This window comes from Pseudomonas guariconensis, assembly GCF_040822035.1.
In the GTDB taxonomy this organism is placed as follows: Bacteria; Pseudomonadota; Gammaproteobacteria; order Pseudomonadales; family Pseudomonadaceae; genus Aquipseudomonas; species Aquipseudomonas guariconensis.
Genome location: NZ_CP162012.1, coordinates 3,039,946 through 3,055,046 on the forward strand (window position 1 = coordinate 3,039,946; position 15,101 = coordinate 3,055,046).

The 15,101-nt window shown below is 64.4% G+C and carries 11 protein-coding genes; 4 read left to right on the top strand and 7 right to left on the bottom strand.

Annotated features, from left to right (window positions below):
• On the top strand, window positions 1-1,356 hold the full coding sequence (locus AB1N67_RS13750; protein WP_182942948.1) for a cytosine permease: 1,356 nt from the start codon (window positions 1-3) through the stop codon (window positions 1,354-1,356).
• Between the two features lie 185 nt (window positions 1,357-1,541).
• Here the strand turns inward: AB1N67_RS13750 and AB1N67_RS13755 are convergent, their stop codons facing one another.
• Window positions 1,542-3,740 (bottom strand): OsmC domain/YcaO domain-containing protein, encoded by a 2,199-nt coding sequence (locus tag AB1N67_RS13755; RefSeq protein ID WP_367863069.1) that lies wholly within the window; start codon window positions 3,738-3,740, stop codon window positions 1,542-1,544.
• A 402-nt stretch (window positions 3,741-4,142) separates the two neighbouring features.
• Between AB1N67_RS13755 and AB1N67_RS13760 the strand changes: the two genes are divergently transcribed.
• Window positions 4,143-5,324, top strand: a complete 1,182-nt coding sequence (locus AB1N67_RS13760; protein WP_367863070.1) for a GGDEF domain-containing protein — start codon at window positions 4,143-4,145, stop codon at window positions 5,322-5,324.
• Here the strand turns inward: AB1N67_RS13760 and AB1N67_RS13765 are convergent.
• The gene (locus tag AB1N67_RS13765) at window positions 5,321-6,238 is read right to left on the bottom strand and encodes a LysR substrate-binding domain-containing protein (protein WP_367863071.1); all 918 of its coding nucleotides are present in this window, start codon (window positions 6,236-6,238) and stop codon (window positions 5,321-5,323) included. The two genes, AB1N67_RS13760 and AB1N67_RS13765, sit on opposite strands and share 4 nt — an antisense overlap.
• 105 nt (window positions 6,239-6,343) lie before the next feature.
• Between AB1N67_RS13765 and AB1N67_RS13770 the strand changes: the two genes are divergently transcribed.
• Entirely contained in the window at window positions 6,344-8,089 is a 1,746-nt protein-coding gene (locus AB1N67_RS13770) for an amidohydrolase (protein ID WP_367863072.1), read from the top strand.
• A gap of 95 nt (window positions 8,090-8,184) precedes the next feature.
• Window positions 8,185-8,916 (top strand): TorF family putative porin, encoded by a 732-nt coding sequence (locus AB1N67_RS13775; RefSeq protein ID WP_043206993.1) that lies wholly within the window; start codon window positions 8,185-8,187, stop codon window positions 8,914-8,916.
• 224 nt (window positions 8,917-9,140) lie between these two features.
• Here the strand turns inward: AB1N67_RS13775 and AB1N67_RS13780 are convergent, their stop codons facing one another.
• Genes AB1N67_RS13780 through AB1N67_RS13800 form a run of 5 tightly spaced genes read right to left on the bottom strand, consistent with a single transcriptional unit; the run spans window position 9,141 to window position 15,096 of the window.
• Complete coding sequence (locus AB1N67_RS13780) at window positions 9,141-10,031, bottom strand: DUF2950 domain-containing protein (protein ID WP_367863073.1); 891 nt, start codon at window positions 10,029-10,031, stop codon at window positions 9,141-9,143.
• Entirely contained in the window at window positions 10,028-11,416 is a 1,389-nt protein-coding gene (locus AB1N67_RS13785; RefSeq protein WP_182815362.1) for a DUF3300 domain-containing protein, read from the bottom strand. The genes AB1N67_RS13780 and AB1N67_RS13785 overlap by 4 nt, the downstream gene beginning before the upstream one ends.
• A gap of 41 nt (window positions 11,417-11,457) precedes the next feature.
• Window positions 11,458-12,492, bottom strand: a complete 1,035-nt coding sequence (locus tag AB1N67_RS13790) for a DUF2955 domain-containing protein (protein ID WP_043207000.1) — start codon at window positions 12,490-12,492, stop codon at window positions 11,458-11,460.
• The gene (locus tag AB1N67_RS13795) at window positions 12,482-13,582 is read right to left on the bottom strand and encodes an HlyD family secretion protein (protein WP_043207002.1); all 1,101 of its coding nucleotides are present in this window, start codon (window positions 13,580-13,582) and stop codon (window positions 12,482-12,484) included. The genes AB1N67_RS13790 and AB1N67_RS13795 overlap by 11 nt, the downstream gene beginning before the upstream one ends.
• Window positions 13,579-15,096: an efflux transporter outer membrane subunit gene (locus AB1N67_RS13800; RefSeq protein ID WP_182815366.1), complete on the bottom strand. Its 1,518-nt coding sequence runs from the start codon at window positions 15,094-15,096 to the stop codon at window positions 13,579-13,581. Before AB1N67_RS13800 ends, AB1N67_RS13795 begins: the two co-directional genes overlap by 4 nt.
• Window positions 15,097-15,101 lie beyond the last annotated feature (5 nt).

Here is a 15,101-nt window from a genome sequence, read left to right on the forward strand (position 1 = left end):
ATGAAAGTTGAAAATCGCAGCATCGATTTCATCCCTGAGGGCGAGCGCTACGGCCAGGCGCGTTCGCTGTTCTTCGTGTGGTTCGGCGCCAATGCCAACATCACTACGGTCGCGGCCGGCGTCTTGCCCATCAGCCTGGGCCTCAACCTGTTCTGGAGTGCGCTGTCAATTCTTTTGGGCTCGATGATCGGTGCCCTCTTCATGGCGTCACATTCTGCCCAAGGGCCCAAGCTGGGCATCCCACAGATGATCCAGAGTCGGGCCCAGTTCGGCGTCTATGGCGCGATCGTGCCGTTGTTGTTCGTCATGCTCATCTACCTGGGCTTCTTCGTCAGCAATACCTTGCTCGCCGCCCAGGCCGTCGCCAGCGCCAGCCCGATCGGCAATGGCGGCAACATCGTGGTGCTGGGTGCGGTGTGCTTCCTGGTCGCGCTGTTCGGCTACCAACTGATCCATCGCCTGCAAAAGCTGCTGACGCTGGCTTCGCTCGGGGTGTTCGGCATCGCGACCTGGCTGGCACTGAGCCTGCCAGTGCCCGCCGGGCAATGGTCGCTCGAGGGCTTCAGCCTGCCGACCTTCCTCGCCTCGGTGAGCATCGCGGTCACCTGGCAACTTTCCTATGCGCCCTACGTGGCCGACTACTCCCGCTACTTGCCTACCGAAACCCCGACGCAGCAGGTGTTCTGGTACAGCTACCTGGGCACGGTGATCGGCGGGAGCTGGATGATGCTGCTGGGTGCGGTGCTGGCCAAGGCGATGGCCGGGTTCGGAGACAACGTTGGCTTGAACCTGGTGGGATTGCTCGGCGGCAGCACGGTGTTGATGTTCGCCTTCGTGCTCTACGGTCAGATCGCCATCAACGTCTTCAACCTGTACGGAGCATTCATGTCGACAGTGACCGTGATCGAACCCTTCACCGCACTCAAGGTCACCGCGTGGGTGCGGGCAGGGTTGCTGCTGGTGATTGCCGCTGCGGCTACAGGGTTGTGCACGCTTGCCCAGGATGACTTCATTGCGTTCTTCCTGAACTTCATCTTCTTCATGAGCTACTTCCTGATCCCGTGGACGGCCATCAACCTGGTCGACTACTACGTCGTGCGCAAAGGGGTATACCGCATCGAAGACATCTTCCGGCCGAGCGGGATCTATGGACGGGTGAATGGCGTCGCGATCGGCGTATTCCTGGTCACCATCGTGCTCGAGGTGCCGTTCATGAATACTTCGATGTACGCCGGGCCCATCGCCACCCACCTGCAAGGGGTTGACCTGGCCTGGGCGGTCGGCCTGATTTTCCCAGCGCTGACCTATTACTGGCTGATGGGCAGACGCAAGGCGCTGGCCGGCGCCTGCGCATAAAGCCAAGCCTTTGTGCAGCGTGTGCTGCGCGGGTAACCCACTCCCACAGGATCGGTGCCGATCCGATGGGAGCGGGTTCATCCGCAAAAACTGTGCGAGGAGGACTACGGCGTCTGTGGGAGCGGCGAAGGGCCGCGAAAAGGGGCGCACCGCGCCCCCGGTAGCCACCAGGGCTGGCGACTGGCTTAGCGCAGGGTCACCTTGGCCCGGGCGCTGTGCAGCTTCTTGTAGCTGTCGATCAAGCGCAGGTGGCGGTCGAGGCCTTCGAGCTTCATGCTCGTCGGTGTCAGGCCATGGAAACGTACGCTGCCATCGACCGAACCCAGTACCGCATCCATGCGCGCATCGCCGAACATGCGGCGGAAGTTGGCTTCGTAATCGGCCAGCTCCAAGTCCTCGTCCAGTTCCACTTCCAGCACCACGTTCAAGGCCTGGTAGAACAGCCCGCGCTCGACGGTGTTGTCGTTGAACTGCAGGAAGGTCTCCACCAGTTCCTTCGCCGCCTCGAACTGCTCCAGGGCGAGGTAGATCAGCAGCTTGAGCTCCAGGATGGTCAACTGCCCCCAGACCGTGTTGTCGTCGAACTCGACGCCGATCAAGGTGGTGATGTCGGTGTAGTCGTCCAGCTCGCTCTCTTCCAGCCGCTCGACCAGCGCCGCCAGGGCGTCATCGTCCAGGCTGTGCAAGTTGAGGATGTCGGCACGGAACAACAGGGCCTTGTTGGTGTTGTCCCAGATCAGGTCATCCACCGGATAGATTTCCGAGTAGCCCGGCACCAGGATGCGGCAGGCAGTTGCACCGAGGTGCTCGTACACCGCCATGTACACCTCTTTGCCCATGCCCTCGAGAATGCCGAACAACGTGGCGGCCTCCTCGGCGTTGGAATCCTCGCCGTGGCCGGAGAAGTCCCACTCGACGAATTCGAAGTCGGCCTTGGCGCTGAAGAAGCGCCAGGACACCACGCCGCTCGAATCGATGAAGTGCTCGACGAAGTTGTTCGGCTCGGTCACCGCATGGCTGGAGAAGGTCGGTTGAGGCAGGTCGTTCAGGCCCTCGAAGCTGCGCCCCTGCAACAGCTCGGTCAGACTGCGCTCCAGCGCCACTTCGAAGCTTGGGTGTGCACCGAAGGACGCGAACACACCGCCAGTACGCGGGTTCATCAAGGTGACGCACATCACCGGGAATTCACCGCCGAGCGAGGCGTCCTTGACCAGTACCGGGAAACCCTGCTCCTCGAGCCCCTGGATACCGGCCAGGATAGCGGGGTATTTGGCCAGTACCTCCTGCGGCACATCCGGCAATGCCAGCTCGCCTTCGAGGATTTCGCGCTTGACCGCCCGCTCGAAGATTTCCGACAAGCACTGCACCTGCGCTTCAGCCAGGGTATTGCCGGCGCTCATGCCGTTGCTCAGGAACAGGTTCTCGACCAGGTTGGACGGGAAATACACCACCTGGCCGTCGGACTGACGCACATAGGGCAGCGAGCAAATGCCACGCTCGACGTTGCCAGAGTTGGTGTCGTAAAGGTGCGAGCCACGCAGCTCGCCTTCAGGGTTGTAGATTTCCAGGCAGTACGGGTCGAGGATCTCCGCTGGCAGCGCGTCTTTGCGGCCCGGCTTGAACCAGCGCTCGTCCGGGTAATGCACGAACGGCGCGTTGGCGATGTCCTCGCCCCAGAACTGATCGTTGTAGAAGAAGTTGCAGTTCAGGCGTTCGATGAACTCGCCCAGGGCCGACGCCAGGGCGCTCTCCTTGGTCGCGCCCTTGCCGTTGGTGAAGCACATCGGCGAGTGGGCATCGCGGATGTGCAGCGACCATACGTTGGGCACGATGTTGCGCCAGGAGGCGATCTCGATCTTCATGCCCAGACCGGCCAGGATCTGCGACATGTTGGCGATGGTCTGCTCCAGTGGCAGGTCCTTGCCTGGGATATAGGTGCTCGCGCTCGGGTCGGTGTCCACCATCAGCAATGCCTGGGCATCGGCATCGAGGTTCTCCACCTCTTCGATGACGAACTCAGGACCGGTCTGCACGACCTTCTTCACCGTGCATCGCTCGATCGAACGCAAGATGCCCTGGCGGTCTTTTTCGCTGATGTCCGCCGGCAGTTCCACTTGGATCTTGAAGATCTGTTTATAGCGGTTTTCCGGATCGACAATATTATTCTGAGACAGACGAATATTATCGGTCGAAATGTTTCGTGTATTGCAGTACAACTTTACAAAGTACGCCGCACACAAGGCCGAAGAGGCCAGGAAATAATCGAACGGCCCCGGTGCCGAACCATCGCCCTTATAGCGAATCGGCTGGTCGGCCACGACCGTGAAGTCATCAAACTTGGCTTCAAGTCGAAGGTTGTCGAGAAAGTTGACCTTGATTTCCATGCGGGGGATACCGTGATAACGAGCAAAACGAAAATGGCGGCCATTATCCGGTTTTTCCCCGCGAAAGTCTTGTGCTTTTCGGCCGTGGGCGCGGCGCCCGGCAGGCCAGGCGCAGGGCGCCTCCCAGCCTGTTCAGGCTCGCTCCCGGGCCTGCATGCACCGTGCTTGGTCACCTGCGCAAGCCCGACCAACCGGCCCGGCATAATGCTTCCCCGAACAATTAACAGATTGTTTAAAAATACTTTTTCCCGAGAGTACGCCATCCGTGAGCTTATTCTTGCGACATTAACGACAGCCCCACCCATAGCGAATTTAATAACTTTCCGCACATTGGCAAACTGTCACGCTGGCGCTTAACATGGCAAAACTGATGGACCTGCCGCCGAGCCCAAAGGACTTCCCGTGCTCTTGAGTATTCCCACCCTCATTCTCGTCACCGTCTTCCTGCTCGGTCTGATGGGCACACTCACCCTGCACACCTGGGCGCGTGGCAAACGTGAGCGGCCGCTGGGTTATCTGGGCGCGATGTTGTTGCTGGCCTCGGTGGGCGTCGCCTTGATCAGCCTGCGCGAGCGCGGCTACGACCTCGTTCCCCTGGTGCTGGGCAATATCGTGCTGTTGTTGTCAGCCGCACTGGGCTGGACAGCCATGCGCACCCTGGCCGGGCGCGCGCCCTACTTGCCCGGCATTGCCATGGGTGTGGTGGTGTGGCTGCTGTTCTGCTTCACGCCGGTGTTCTACGACTCGCTGTCACTGCGCATCACGGTGTATTCGACCCTTGCCGCGGCCTACTCGGGCCTGGGCATCGTCGAGCTGTGGCGCAGCCGCAATCGCCTGGACATGGCGTACATGCCGGCCCTGTTGATCCTGGGCATGCACACCATCTTCTACATCGTGCGCCTCATCGTCGATGAAGGCCTCTCGCTGGAAAACGCCTTGTCCGGCAGTGGCGATGGCGCACGGTTCTTTGCCGTCATGCTGTTCGAGTCGATGCTCTATGCCACCGGCATCGCTTACATCACCCTGGCAATGGTCAAGGAGCAGGCCGAGAAGAAGTACAAGACGGCCGCCAACACCGACGAGTTGACGGGCATCGGCAACCGCCGGGCATTCATCACCCAAGGTGAGCAGATCCTGGCCGAGGCCAAACGCACCCACACCCCCATCACCCTGCTGCTGTTCGACCTGGACCATTTCAAACGCCTCAATGACAGCCTCGGTCACCAGGCAGGCGACCAGGCGTTGATCGCCTTCAGTCAGCTGGCGACCCGCAACCTGCGCCACGGCGATGTGTTCGGCCGGATCGGCGGCGAGGAATTCGCCTGCCTTCTGCCCGGTGCGGGGGAGCAGATCGCGACCCTGGTCGCGCAGAACATTCGTCAGCGCTTTCACAGCGCTGCACTGCCCACGCCAGGGAGTCTGAGCGTCAGCATCGGCGTCGTCACCAGCGAGGCCGCCGGCTACGAACTCTCGCGCCTGCTGGCGCTGGCGGACGACGCGCTGTATGCGGCCAAGGCCGCGGGACGCAACCGTGTCCATGTGTTCGAGCACAGCGCAGCCAACGAGCCGACCATCGAAGGCTAGGCCAACCCCGTGCACTCCAGGTATGCCGCCAGGTACTCGATGAACGCCAGCACCTTCCCCGTCGCTCGCCGATGGCTGGGGTACACCGCCAGGATCTTCGGCCCGAAGGCGTCGGGGTCGATCGCGTAGTCTTCCATCAAGCGCACCAGGCGCCCATCGGCCAGATAGGGCGCGCCACTCCACAGCGGCACATGAAACAACCCGCCACCGGCCAGCGCGCTGGCCAGCAGCAGGTCGTAGTTGTCGCTTTCCAGTCGAGCATGGGTGGGCTGCAGCAGGCTCAGACGTTCGCCGTCCTTCTCTACCCACCAGTAGGTGCGGCTCAGGGCGGCATGGCGATACAACAGCCAGTCGTGCTGATCGAGGGTCTGGGGTGTGACCGGTATCGGGTTGCGCGCCAAGTAGTCGGGGCTCGCGCACAGCGTCAGGCGGTTGCGGCCGACCTCCCTGGCGATCAACCCGGGCAAGTCATTGTGCCCTTCGCGCAGGGCCAGGTCGTAGCCGCTTTCCACCAGATCGACGAAGTCATCGGAGAGGTCCACGCGCAGGCGGATCTGCGGATAGTCGCGCAGAAACTGTGAGCACACCTGGTCCAGAAAGGCCCGCCCATAGGCCAGCGGCGCCGTCAGCCGCAGGATCCCATGCAAGCCATGTTGCATCTGCCCCACCACTTCGCCGACTTCATGCATGCGCATGAGCACCTGGCGCGCGGTTTCCAGGTAGACCTTGCCGGCTTCGGTCAGCACCGTGCGCCGCGTGCTGCGCTCGAACAGCCGCACGCCCAGGTCATCCTCCAGATGGCTCACGGCTTTGGTCAGGGCCGACGGGGTCTTGCCCAATTGCTCGGCGGCGCGGCTGAAACTGCCGTGCTCGGCAGTGGCGACGAACATGGTGATGGCGGCGAACTTGTCCATGGTTTTTCCATTCAGGAAAAAAGCTTTTGCGCATTTCGGGCGTTCTGCCTGCCCGGGCCAGCCGTTAGTCTCGCCAACAGCCCCCAAAAAACAAGAGGTTTTGCAATGAGACGTTTCACGCCTACGTTGCTGTCCGTGGCGCTGGCCTTTGCCTCGATGGATTCGATGGCCGCTGTGGATCTGGTGCTGCTCAATGGCAAGCTGTACACCGCCGACCCCGCCCACCCGTCTGCACAGGCCATGGCCGTACAGGACGGCAAAGTGCTCAAAGTAGGCACCGATGCCCAGATCAAGGCTCTGGCCGGCAGCACGACCCAAGTCATCGACCTGGGCGGAAAGCGGGTCATGCCGGGGATGATCGACAGCCACTCCCACGCCATCTTCGGTGGCCTGGAGCTGTCGGCAGCCAGCCTGGCCGATGAGGAGAACGTGCCCACCGCGGAGCTGGAAAAACGATTGCGCGCCTGGCGTGACGACGGCACAGCCCGCCAGGGCGATGTGCTGACCGTGGTCGGGGTGAGCTCCACCTACTGGGCCAAGGCCGAGGAGCTGGGCGCGACCTTCAACCACGGCGAGTGGGCAAAGGTCCCGGTGGTGTTCATTGGCAGCGACCACCACACCGCCTGGGCCAACCAGGCCATGCTCGAACGCGCCGGTATCGACGCCAGGCTCCTGGCCACCCTGCCCGCCGCCGAACGCGACACCCTGGGGAAGAAACAAGACGGCACACCCAATGGCTTTGCCGTGGATGCAGGCTGGGACCGCATCAGCGCCGCCATGCCCTCCCCCAGCGCCGACGCCCTGCTGCACGCCGCCGACGCTGCGGTGAAATACAACAACGCCTTCGGTATCACCGCCTGGATGGACCCGGCCGCCAACGCCGCACCTGGGGAGTCGGTGTTCAGCCTCCAGCCCACGGAAAAATCCATCGGCGTACTGCCGGCCTACAAGGCCCTGGCCGAGAAAGGCCAGTTGAATGCCCATGTCGCTGCGCTGCTGGTGGCCAACCCCAAGAGCCTGCCGGCCGATCTCGACACCTTGGACAAAGTTCGCCAGCAGTTCCAGGGCATCCCCAACCTGACACTGCCCGGCATCAAGATATTCGCCGACGGCGTGGTGGAATACCCGGCGCAAAGCGCGGCGATGCTCGAGCCCTACAGCAATTCCCACAAAACCGGAGAGCTCTTGATCGACCCGACGCATTTCGGCGAGCTGGTCAGCGCCGCCGACGCCCGAGGCTGGCTGGTACATATCCACGCCATCGGTGACCGGGCGGTACGCGAATCGCTCAACGGCATCGCCCAAGCGCGCAAGGACCGCCAGAGTGGCGTCACCCACTCCATCACTCATCTGCAACTGGTGAACCCCACCGAGTTCGCTCGCTTCAAGCCCTTGAACGTGATCGCCTCGATGCAGCTGCTCTGGGCCTCGGGCGACGAATACACCTTGGACATGGTCAAGCCCTACGTCAGCCCCCATGTCTTCCCCTACCAGTACCCTGCCCATTCGCTGCTCAGCCACGGCGCCACCATCGCCGGGGCCAGCGACTGGTCGGTTTCCTCGCCCAACCCGTGGCTGGCCATTCACCAGGCCATCACCCGCGAAGGCCCCAAGGGCGTGCTTAACCCCAAGGAGCGCATCGACCGCCAGACCATGTTCCAGGCCTACACCCTCAACGCCGCACGCACCATTGGCCTGGACAAGCAGATCGGCTCGCTCACGCCCGGCAAGCAAGCCGACTTCATCGTGCTCGACCGCGATGTGCTCACCGTCGCCGACAATGACCTGGCCGACACCCGCGTCCTGCAGACCTGGTTCGGCGGCCGCGAAGTCTACAAAGCCGAACATTGACTCCCTCTGCACCACGCCAAGCTCCCGGGCTACCCGGGAGCCAGGCCGCGCTTTGCCCGCACCTGCCAGAACAATCACAACAAACAGGTACCTTCATGCGCCGCATCCTGCTCATTGCCTCGACCCTGGCCCCCTTGACCAGCCAAGCCGTATCCCTGAGTGATGACTTCTACCTGGAGATCGAACCCGCTCTGGTCAGCGATTACCGTACCCGCGGCATCTCCCAGACCCAGAACGACCCCGCCGCCCAACTCGCCATCACCCTGCAGCACACCAGCGGCCTGTACCTCGGCGCCTGGACCTCCAATGTGGACTTTGGCTTCGGCACCCAGACCCGCCAGGAGGTGGACTACTACGCCGGCTGGTACTGGCAGGCCACCGATGAAGTCAGCCTGGATGTGGGCTACCTCAAGTACACCTACCCCAAGTCGAGCCTGTACAACCTCAGCGACTACTACGCCGCCCTCACCGTCTACGGCGTGACCCTGGGAGCGAACTACTCCAACGACACCGGCAGCGCCCTGGGCGATGACCAGGACACCCTCTACAGCTACGTGGCCTACGAAACCGCCCTGCCGCTGGAGATCGGCTTGCAGCTGCGTTACGGGCGCATGGACTTCAAGGATCCGATGTACACGGCCGGCGATGGCAAGACATCGTCCGACCACCACGAATGGGAAGTGAAGCTGACCCGTGAACTGGCTGGGCTGACCTGGAGTTTGTCGTACATCGACACCGACCTGTCCAAGACCGAGTGCGCCAGCAGCTATGGGTTCGATGACCTGTGTTCGGCGACCTGGGTAGGAAGTGCGAGCAAGAAGTTCTGAATCAGGACTGCACAGGCAGCCCCGGCACCCTGTCGTTGCGTTGCCTGTAGCGACACTTTCGCCGGTGAGCCCGCAGCCGCACAGAGGCCTGCCTCTCGCCTGCGACTGTAGATACGCCGGCGCTTCGAAAAAAATAGCCAGGCCAAGAAGTGGGCTTCGGCAATTGCCGACGTATCGCTGCACAGCTCGGCCCAGGGCTCAGCCTGCGCTTTCAGTGCCAGCCCTCACTCGGCTGGGTCTACCTTCACCACCTGCCAGCTGTCGTCCGGGTCGAAGCGCTTCATCGCCTTGGCGACCTTCTCGCCATCAGGCCCCAGGTCCTTGTCGAACACCTGGCCGTCATGGCTGATCATGAAGCTCATCACCCCCGTCTCGTTGTACTTGGCAGGCCAGGCGATAAGCGCAAAGCCTCGGCTCATCTGGTCGCCGATCAGGTAGCTGTACGCGCCGCCAGGTGCCGACGGGCCCTGGCCATCGAGAATGCGAAAGTGGTAGCCATACCAGTCATCGCCGACTACGTCCTGACCGAACAGCGGGCCCAGCGGGCTGATCTGGCCGTCGCCTTCGTCCGTCCAGTAGAGGCCGTCGTGCTTGCCTGGGCTGCTGAAGATTTTCTGGGCGTACTCGAGCGCACCGTTGCCGTTGCGATCCTGGGTGGCGTAGTCCATCTGCGCGTCGTGATACGCCAGCACCGACTGCAAAGCCGCCAGCTCATTGCGGCCAATGCGCCGCGCACGGATCTCGGCGCTGCCGGCCTTCAGATCGAAGCGCCAACCGCCATTGCCTTTGACCAGCGGGATCGGCAAGGTCCAGGGGGCGTTGCCCACTGCCAGAATCGCCTTGCGCTCGCCGTCTGGCTCGATGCGGTGTCGTTCGCGGTACTGCTGCAAGAACGCATCCACGTCGCTGCGCTGCACGCCCCCGCGGGGAATGTAGTTACGCCAGTCTTCGCCGAGCAGCTGCGCCAGGCGCGCTTCGTCGGGGTGCTCCACACCCAGGGCCTGGACGAAGGCCTCGACGGCTTTTTCCGGCGTCGGGAAGGCCTGCTGGGCCGAGGCGATGCACGACCAGGCAAGGCCTGTGGCCCATAGTCCCATAAGCAACTTGAGGTTCATCGCCGCCCTCCTCCCCTGCGCATCGGCGCACTGACCGGTCTGGACACCGGACGTCCCGCCGCCCGCGCGGAACCGGGCCGCTGGGCGAACGACTGGCTCAACCGTCCACGGTTGGCCTGCACGTTGGCTCGCGACGGCGAGCGAACGCCATCGAAAGCATTATTGCGGGCCCGCCCGGCCGAGGCCGTAGGCCGCTTGTGCGCAGCCTGGCGGAGCTGGCCATCGCCTTGGCGACGGTCGGCTACCCGGGGTGCGTTCGTCGCACCTTGCAGGCGATGGCCAGCCTGGGCTTCGCGTGCCCGTTCACGGGCCTCGCGGTTGGTGGTGGCCGGACGTTCGATGCCGTGCCGGTCCATCGAAGCCCGGGCGCGTTCTCGGGCCTCGGCGCGCTGGGCATCGTCACCCCGATACGCGGCGCGCTGGCGGGCGCCGTCCAGTTGCCGGCCGTATTGCTCGCGGCTCCTGGCATCGCGATAGGGCACACCATCGCGATGCACGGCGTTGTGCTGCCACTTGTTCTGGCTGTTGTCGATGCGGTTTTCGATGTTGTTGATGTTGTTGTAGCGATCGACATCGATATCGATGTCGTGATCGTCCCAGTCGCAGTCGCCCCACAGCGAATTGATGATCGCCACGCCAGTGCCGAAGGCCAACCCCGCCACCAGCGCTGAACCTGCGTAATAGGCCGGCGGCGGTGGGTAGTACACCGGCGCAGAGGCGGGGTACTGCCACGTGCCGTAGGTGGTGTTGGGGTTGTAGCTGGGCACGTAGACCACTTGCGGGTCGGCCGGCTCGATGATGATGGTGGTGTTGCCGGCCGCTGCGCTCTGGCCGGTACCGCCGGCGGAGGACGGCGCGGGCGCGGCCTGCACGGTCACGTTCTGGTACTGGTTGCTCTGCAGGTTGCCGGCTGCCTGAGCTTGGTGACGCAGGCGCTGCACGCTGTTCATGACGTCGTCGGGCTGGGCCAGGAAGGCATCTCCCAGACGCTGCACCCAGACCGGGTCTTGGCCCAAGGTCACCAGCACCTGCGGAAAGGCCACCAGCGCCTGCACGCTGGGGTCCCAGGTCTGCCCGGCCACCTGCTTGACCGCCTCGTCGCCCTTGAGCGTGCTGTTGGCCTTGGACCAGGTCACCGCCTCGGCGACCTCGCCCGGGTAGGTGGCCGCCATGAGCACCTGTGCCAGCAGCGCATCGGGGTACAGCGCGATGGGCGCGAGCATCTGATCCAACTGCTCCTGGGTGAACACGGCCGTCTTGGCGGCGCCCGTGCTCGGCGCCGGCTCGCCAGCCGGGGCAGGCGCTGTCGTCGCCGTCTGGGCGAGGCTCGCCGTGCCGCCTAGGCACAACATCATTGTGATGACGCCTAGCATTGGAACGCGCATTGCACCTCCCGCAAAGGCCTATCGCCTGAAATGACTGTGCGTTAAGGGTAGCGCTGCACCTGCGATTTACCACGTCGCGCACGCCGGCTGTCGATCCACACCAGCATGGCGCTGGCATACAGCGAAACCGCCAGGAACAACGCCATGCGCACCGCGAACGCACGGTACACGTCCTGGCCTGCCACGCTGTCCTGCACCGACTGCCCGAGCAAGATCAGCATGGTCGTCAGGCAACTGACCCAGAACGCCGGTCCATGCCGGCTGCCGATCACCGCATACAGCCGCCGGGCCTGCCACAGGGCAAACAGCAGCCCCCACAGAAAGAACATCCACAGATGGACGAACAAGCTGAGCGCACCCCACAGCACAATCGCCAGCAGCCCGGCCAGCAACGTCGAGCCAATCAGTTCGCGGGCGGCCTGGCGGGCATCGGTCTGGTCTGCCTGTTGGCCGAGGCTGACCGCCTTCATGATCAGCGGCATGAAGCGGTCCGGTGCGATCAGCGCCAGCACGAACGCCGGCATGACAATCAGCGTCGCGCGCAGGGCGATCCAGCTCGCCTCATCGGGGCCCAAGCGCGGCGGCACTGGCGCAGCCGCCACGTCGGCCGGCTCGGGGAACAGCACATGGGCCACCGCACAGCCGATGACCGCCAGCAGCATGCCCTTGGCCAGTGCCTCGACCACCGACAACGCCAGGGTGAAATCGCTGGTCCCTGCCGCGGCGATCATGGTCAAGCCGATCACCAGCAGGTTCGCCAGCAGCCCGTTGCCGCCGCGCAAGGCGTAGCGGAACACCGCGAACAAACCAACACCCACCAGCAGGACGCCGCTCAGCGGCGCATGGCGCAGCAGCGGAATCAGCAACAGGCCACTTCCACAGCTGAGCAACACCATCAGCGCCAGCACCGGCGCCGCACGCAGCCCCAGTGCCTGGCTGCGCATGGCCAGCAACAGCACGGCGAACACCGGCGCCAGGATCGGCACCGGCATGTCCAGGCCGAAGCTCGCCGCCAGGCACAGTGCCGTGCCCCAGGCCAGGCGCAGCGCCCGCAGGCGACGCAGTTCAATAGGCATAGGACAACCAGCTCATCACCCACATGAACACCCGGCCCAGCAGGTTGAGTGGGTTGCCCTCCCCTGGCAGCGCCATGATCTCGGCCTGGCCACCGACCCGCAGGTTGCTCACGTTCAGCCGCCCATCGCGCTCCAGCTCGACGATCACCGGGAAGCGCTGCGCCGAACGCAGCCACTCGCGGCTGTTCTGCACCTGGGGCAGCGAACCTGGCGGCGGGCTCTGGCCGACGCTTACGCCATAGCCGATGCTGCGTACCCGTCCGTGCAGCAACTCGCCGGGCAAGGCATCGAGCACCACCAGCACCGGGGTGCCCGGGCGCAGGTGGCCCAGGTTGTTCTCGGTCATGTCGGCGCTGATCCACAGGTCGTGGATGGCGATCAAGGTCATCACCGGGCTGCCGGCGCCGACATAATGGCCGACATCGGTGCGCAGGTCGGTGATCAATCCATCGGAGTCGGCCCGCACTGCGGTGCGTGCCAGGTCCAACCGAGCCTTTTCGACGTTGGCCACCGCGCTGCGCACCTGGGCGTTGTCCGCCTCTTGTCCGCCCTGCTGCTCGCGGGCGCGCTCGACTTCGGCGCGGGCTGCGGCCACTTGGCTGCTGGCCTGCTCGCGGCTGGCCTGGGCGCCCTCCAGGCGTCGCACGGACACCGTGCCCGGGTCTTCCCGATACAGGCGTGCCAGGCGCTCGGCGTCCTGGCGGGCCTTGCGCTCGTTGGCCTGGGCGGCAGCCAGCGAAGCCTGGGCGGCGTCGATGCCGGCCGTATGGGCGCCGATCTGCCGGCGCACCGTGTCGAGCTCGGCCTCGGCCCGCGCCAGGGCGATGCGGTATTGCGCCTGGTCCAGTTCGAACAGCACCTCGCCCTTGCGCACTTCCTGGTTGTTGCCCACCGCCACCCGCTTCACCTGCCCGGCCACCTCGGCACTGACCGGCACCACATAGGCCTGCAGCCGTGCCTGCTGGGTATAGGGTGTGAAACGGTCGGCGAGCACATACCAGAGTAGGCTCACGAGAATCAGCAGCAAGACCCAGCGCATGCCCCGGTCGGGCTTGGCGGGTGTCGGCGAAGGGGCTGGGGCATCGCTCATTTCGGCTCACCTGTGTCGTTGCGCGCTGGGGCGGGGTTGTCGAGCAGATCCCCCCAGTCGGTGCGTTGCTGCATGTGTTGGCGGGTGTCGGGGGCGATGGGCGCACGGTGCGGATCCCAGCCGCCACCGAGGGCTTTGTACAGGGCCACCAGGCTGCCGACCGCATTGCCACGGCTCACCAGGTAGCTGTCCTGCTGTTGCAGCAACAGTTGCTGGGCATCGAGCACCCGCTGGAAATCGGCAAAGCCCTCACGGTACTGGGACGTGGCCAGTTCCAACGAGCGTTGCGCGGCCTGGGAGGCCTGCTGGCGAACCTCGGCACTTTGCAGCGAGCGCACCAGCCCGCTGGCCGCATCGTCGGCCTCGCGAGCGGCCTCGCGCACATCGCGCTGGTACAACTCGATCAACTGCTGAAGGCGCGCATCTTCCACGCGCACGGCGTTCTTGCGCCGGCCATAGTCGAACGGGTTCCAGATCAGGCTGGGGCCGGCGGCGAGCTGGAAGCTGTCGGGCAGATGGCTGGCCGAGACGAACGTCCAGCCAATGCTGCCCAACAGGCTCAGCGATGGGTACAAGTCGGCCTCGGCCACGCCCACCAGCGCCGATTGCGCCGCCACCGCCTGTTCGGCAGCGCGGATGTCCGGGCGGCGCTGCAGTAGGCTCGCCGGCACGTCCTGCAGGATCGCCCGGTCAGGCAGCGGCAACTGCCCGTGGCCGCTCGCCAATTCAGGCAATGGCCCAGGTGGTCGGCCCAGCAATGCGCACAGCACGTTACGCAGGGCGTTGAGCTGGTTTTCCAGCTCCGGAATGCTGGCCTGGGTGGCCAGGAACTGGGTGCGGGCTTGCTGCCAGTCGAGTTCATCGTTCTCGCCATGGCGGAACAGCCGTTCGGTGATCTGCAAGCTGCGCGCCTGGCGCTGGGCGTTCTCCTGGGCGATGTCCAGGCGGGCCTCGACGGTACGCAGGCTGAAATAGGTATCGGCCACCTGCGCCCGCAACAGCACCATGGCATCGGCGTAGTTGGCCTGGGAGGCAAAATACAGCGCGTCGGCCGACTCGATGGCGCGGCTGAAGCGCCCCCAGAAGTCCACTTCCCAGGCAATGTCGAAGCCCAAGCTGGATTGCCAGAACACCGAGTCCCGGGCCGTGGGGGTACCGGACTGGTCCTGTTTGAGGTAAAGGCTCTCGCCACGCAGCTGCTGCACCTGGGGGTAGCGCCCGGTCTGGGCGATGGCCAACTGCGCGCGCGCCTCAGCGATGCGCAGGCCGGCCACGCGCAGGTCGGTGTTATGTGCATCGGCTTCGGCGATCAGCGCATCGAGCATCGGGTCGGCGAATACCGCCCACCACTGGCGTAGGTCCGGCGATGCCGCCGGGTGGGTGGCCTGCTCCAGCAAGGGGGTATTCCAGGTGTCCAGCCAGGGTGTCGGCACGGGTTTGAAATCCGGGCCGACCTGGGTGCAACCGCCCAAGGCGGCCAGGCTCAGTGCACAGCAAAAGACACGTTTGACCATGGCAA

Coding starts and splice junctions, on each gene's coding strand:
- AB1N67_RS13770 (WP_367863072.1), top strand. CDS start 6,344: ATGAGACGTTTCACGCCTACGTTGCTGTCCGTGGCGCTGGCCTTTGCC.
- AB1N67_RS13785 (WP_182815362.1), bottom strand. CDS start 11,416: ATGCGCGTTCCAATGCTAGGCGTCATCACAATGATGTTGTGCCTAGGC.
- AB1N67_RS13765 (WP_367863071.1), bottom strand. CDS start 6,238: ATGGACAAGTTCGCCGCCATCACCATGTTCGTCGCCACTGCCGAGCAC.
- AB1N67_RS13795 (WP_043207002.1), bottom strand. CDS start 13,582: ATGAGCGATGCCCCAGCCCCTTCGCCGACACCCGCCAAGCCCGACCGG.
- AB1N67_RS13775 (WP_043206993.1), top strand. CDS start 8,185: ATGCGCCGCATCCTGCTCATTGCCTCGACCCTGGCCCCCTTGACCAGC.
- AB1N67_RS13750 (WP_182942948.1), top strand. CDS start 1: ATGAAAGTTGAAAATCGCAGCATCGATTTCATCCCTGAGGGCGAGCGC.
- AB1N67_RS13780 (WP_367863073.1), bottom strand. CDS start 10,031: ATGAACCTCAAGTTGCTTATGGGACTATGGGCCACAGGCCTTGCCTGG.
- AB1N67_RS13790 (WP_043207000.1), bottom strand. CDS start 12,492: ATGCCTATTGAACTGCGTCGCCTGCGGGCGCTGCGCCTGGCCTGGGGC.
- AB1N67_RS13755 (WP_367863069.1), bottom strand. CDS start 3,740: ATGGAAATCAAGGTCAACTTTCTCGACAACCTTCGACTTGAAGCCAAG.
- AB1N67_RS13800 (WP_182815366.1), bottom strand. CDS start 15,096: ATGGTCAAACGTGTCTTTTGCTGTGCACTGAGCCTGGCCGCCTTGGGC.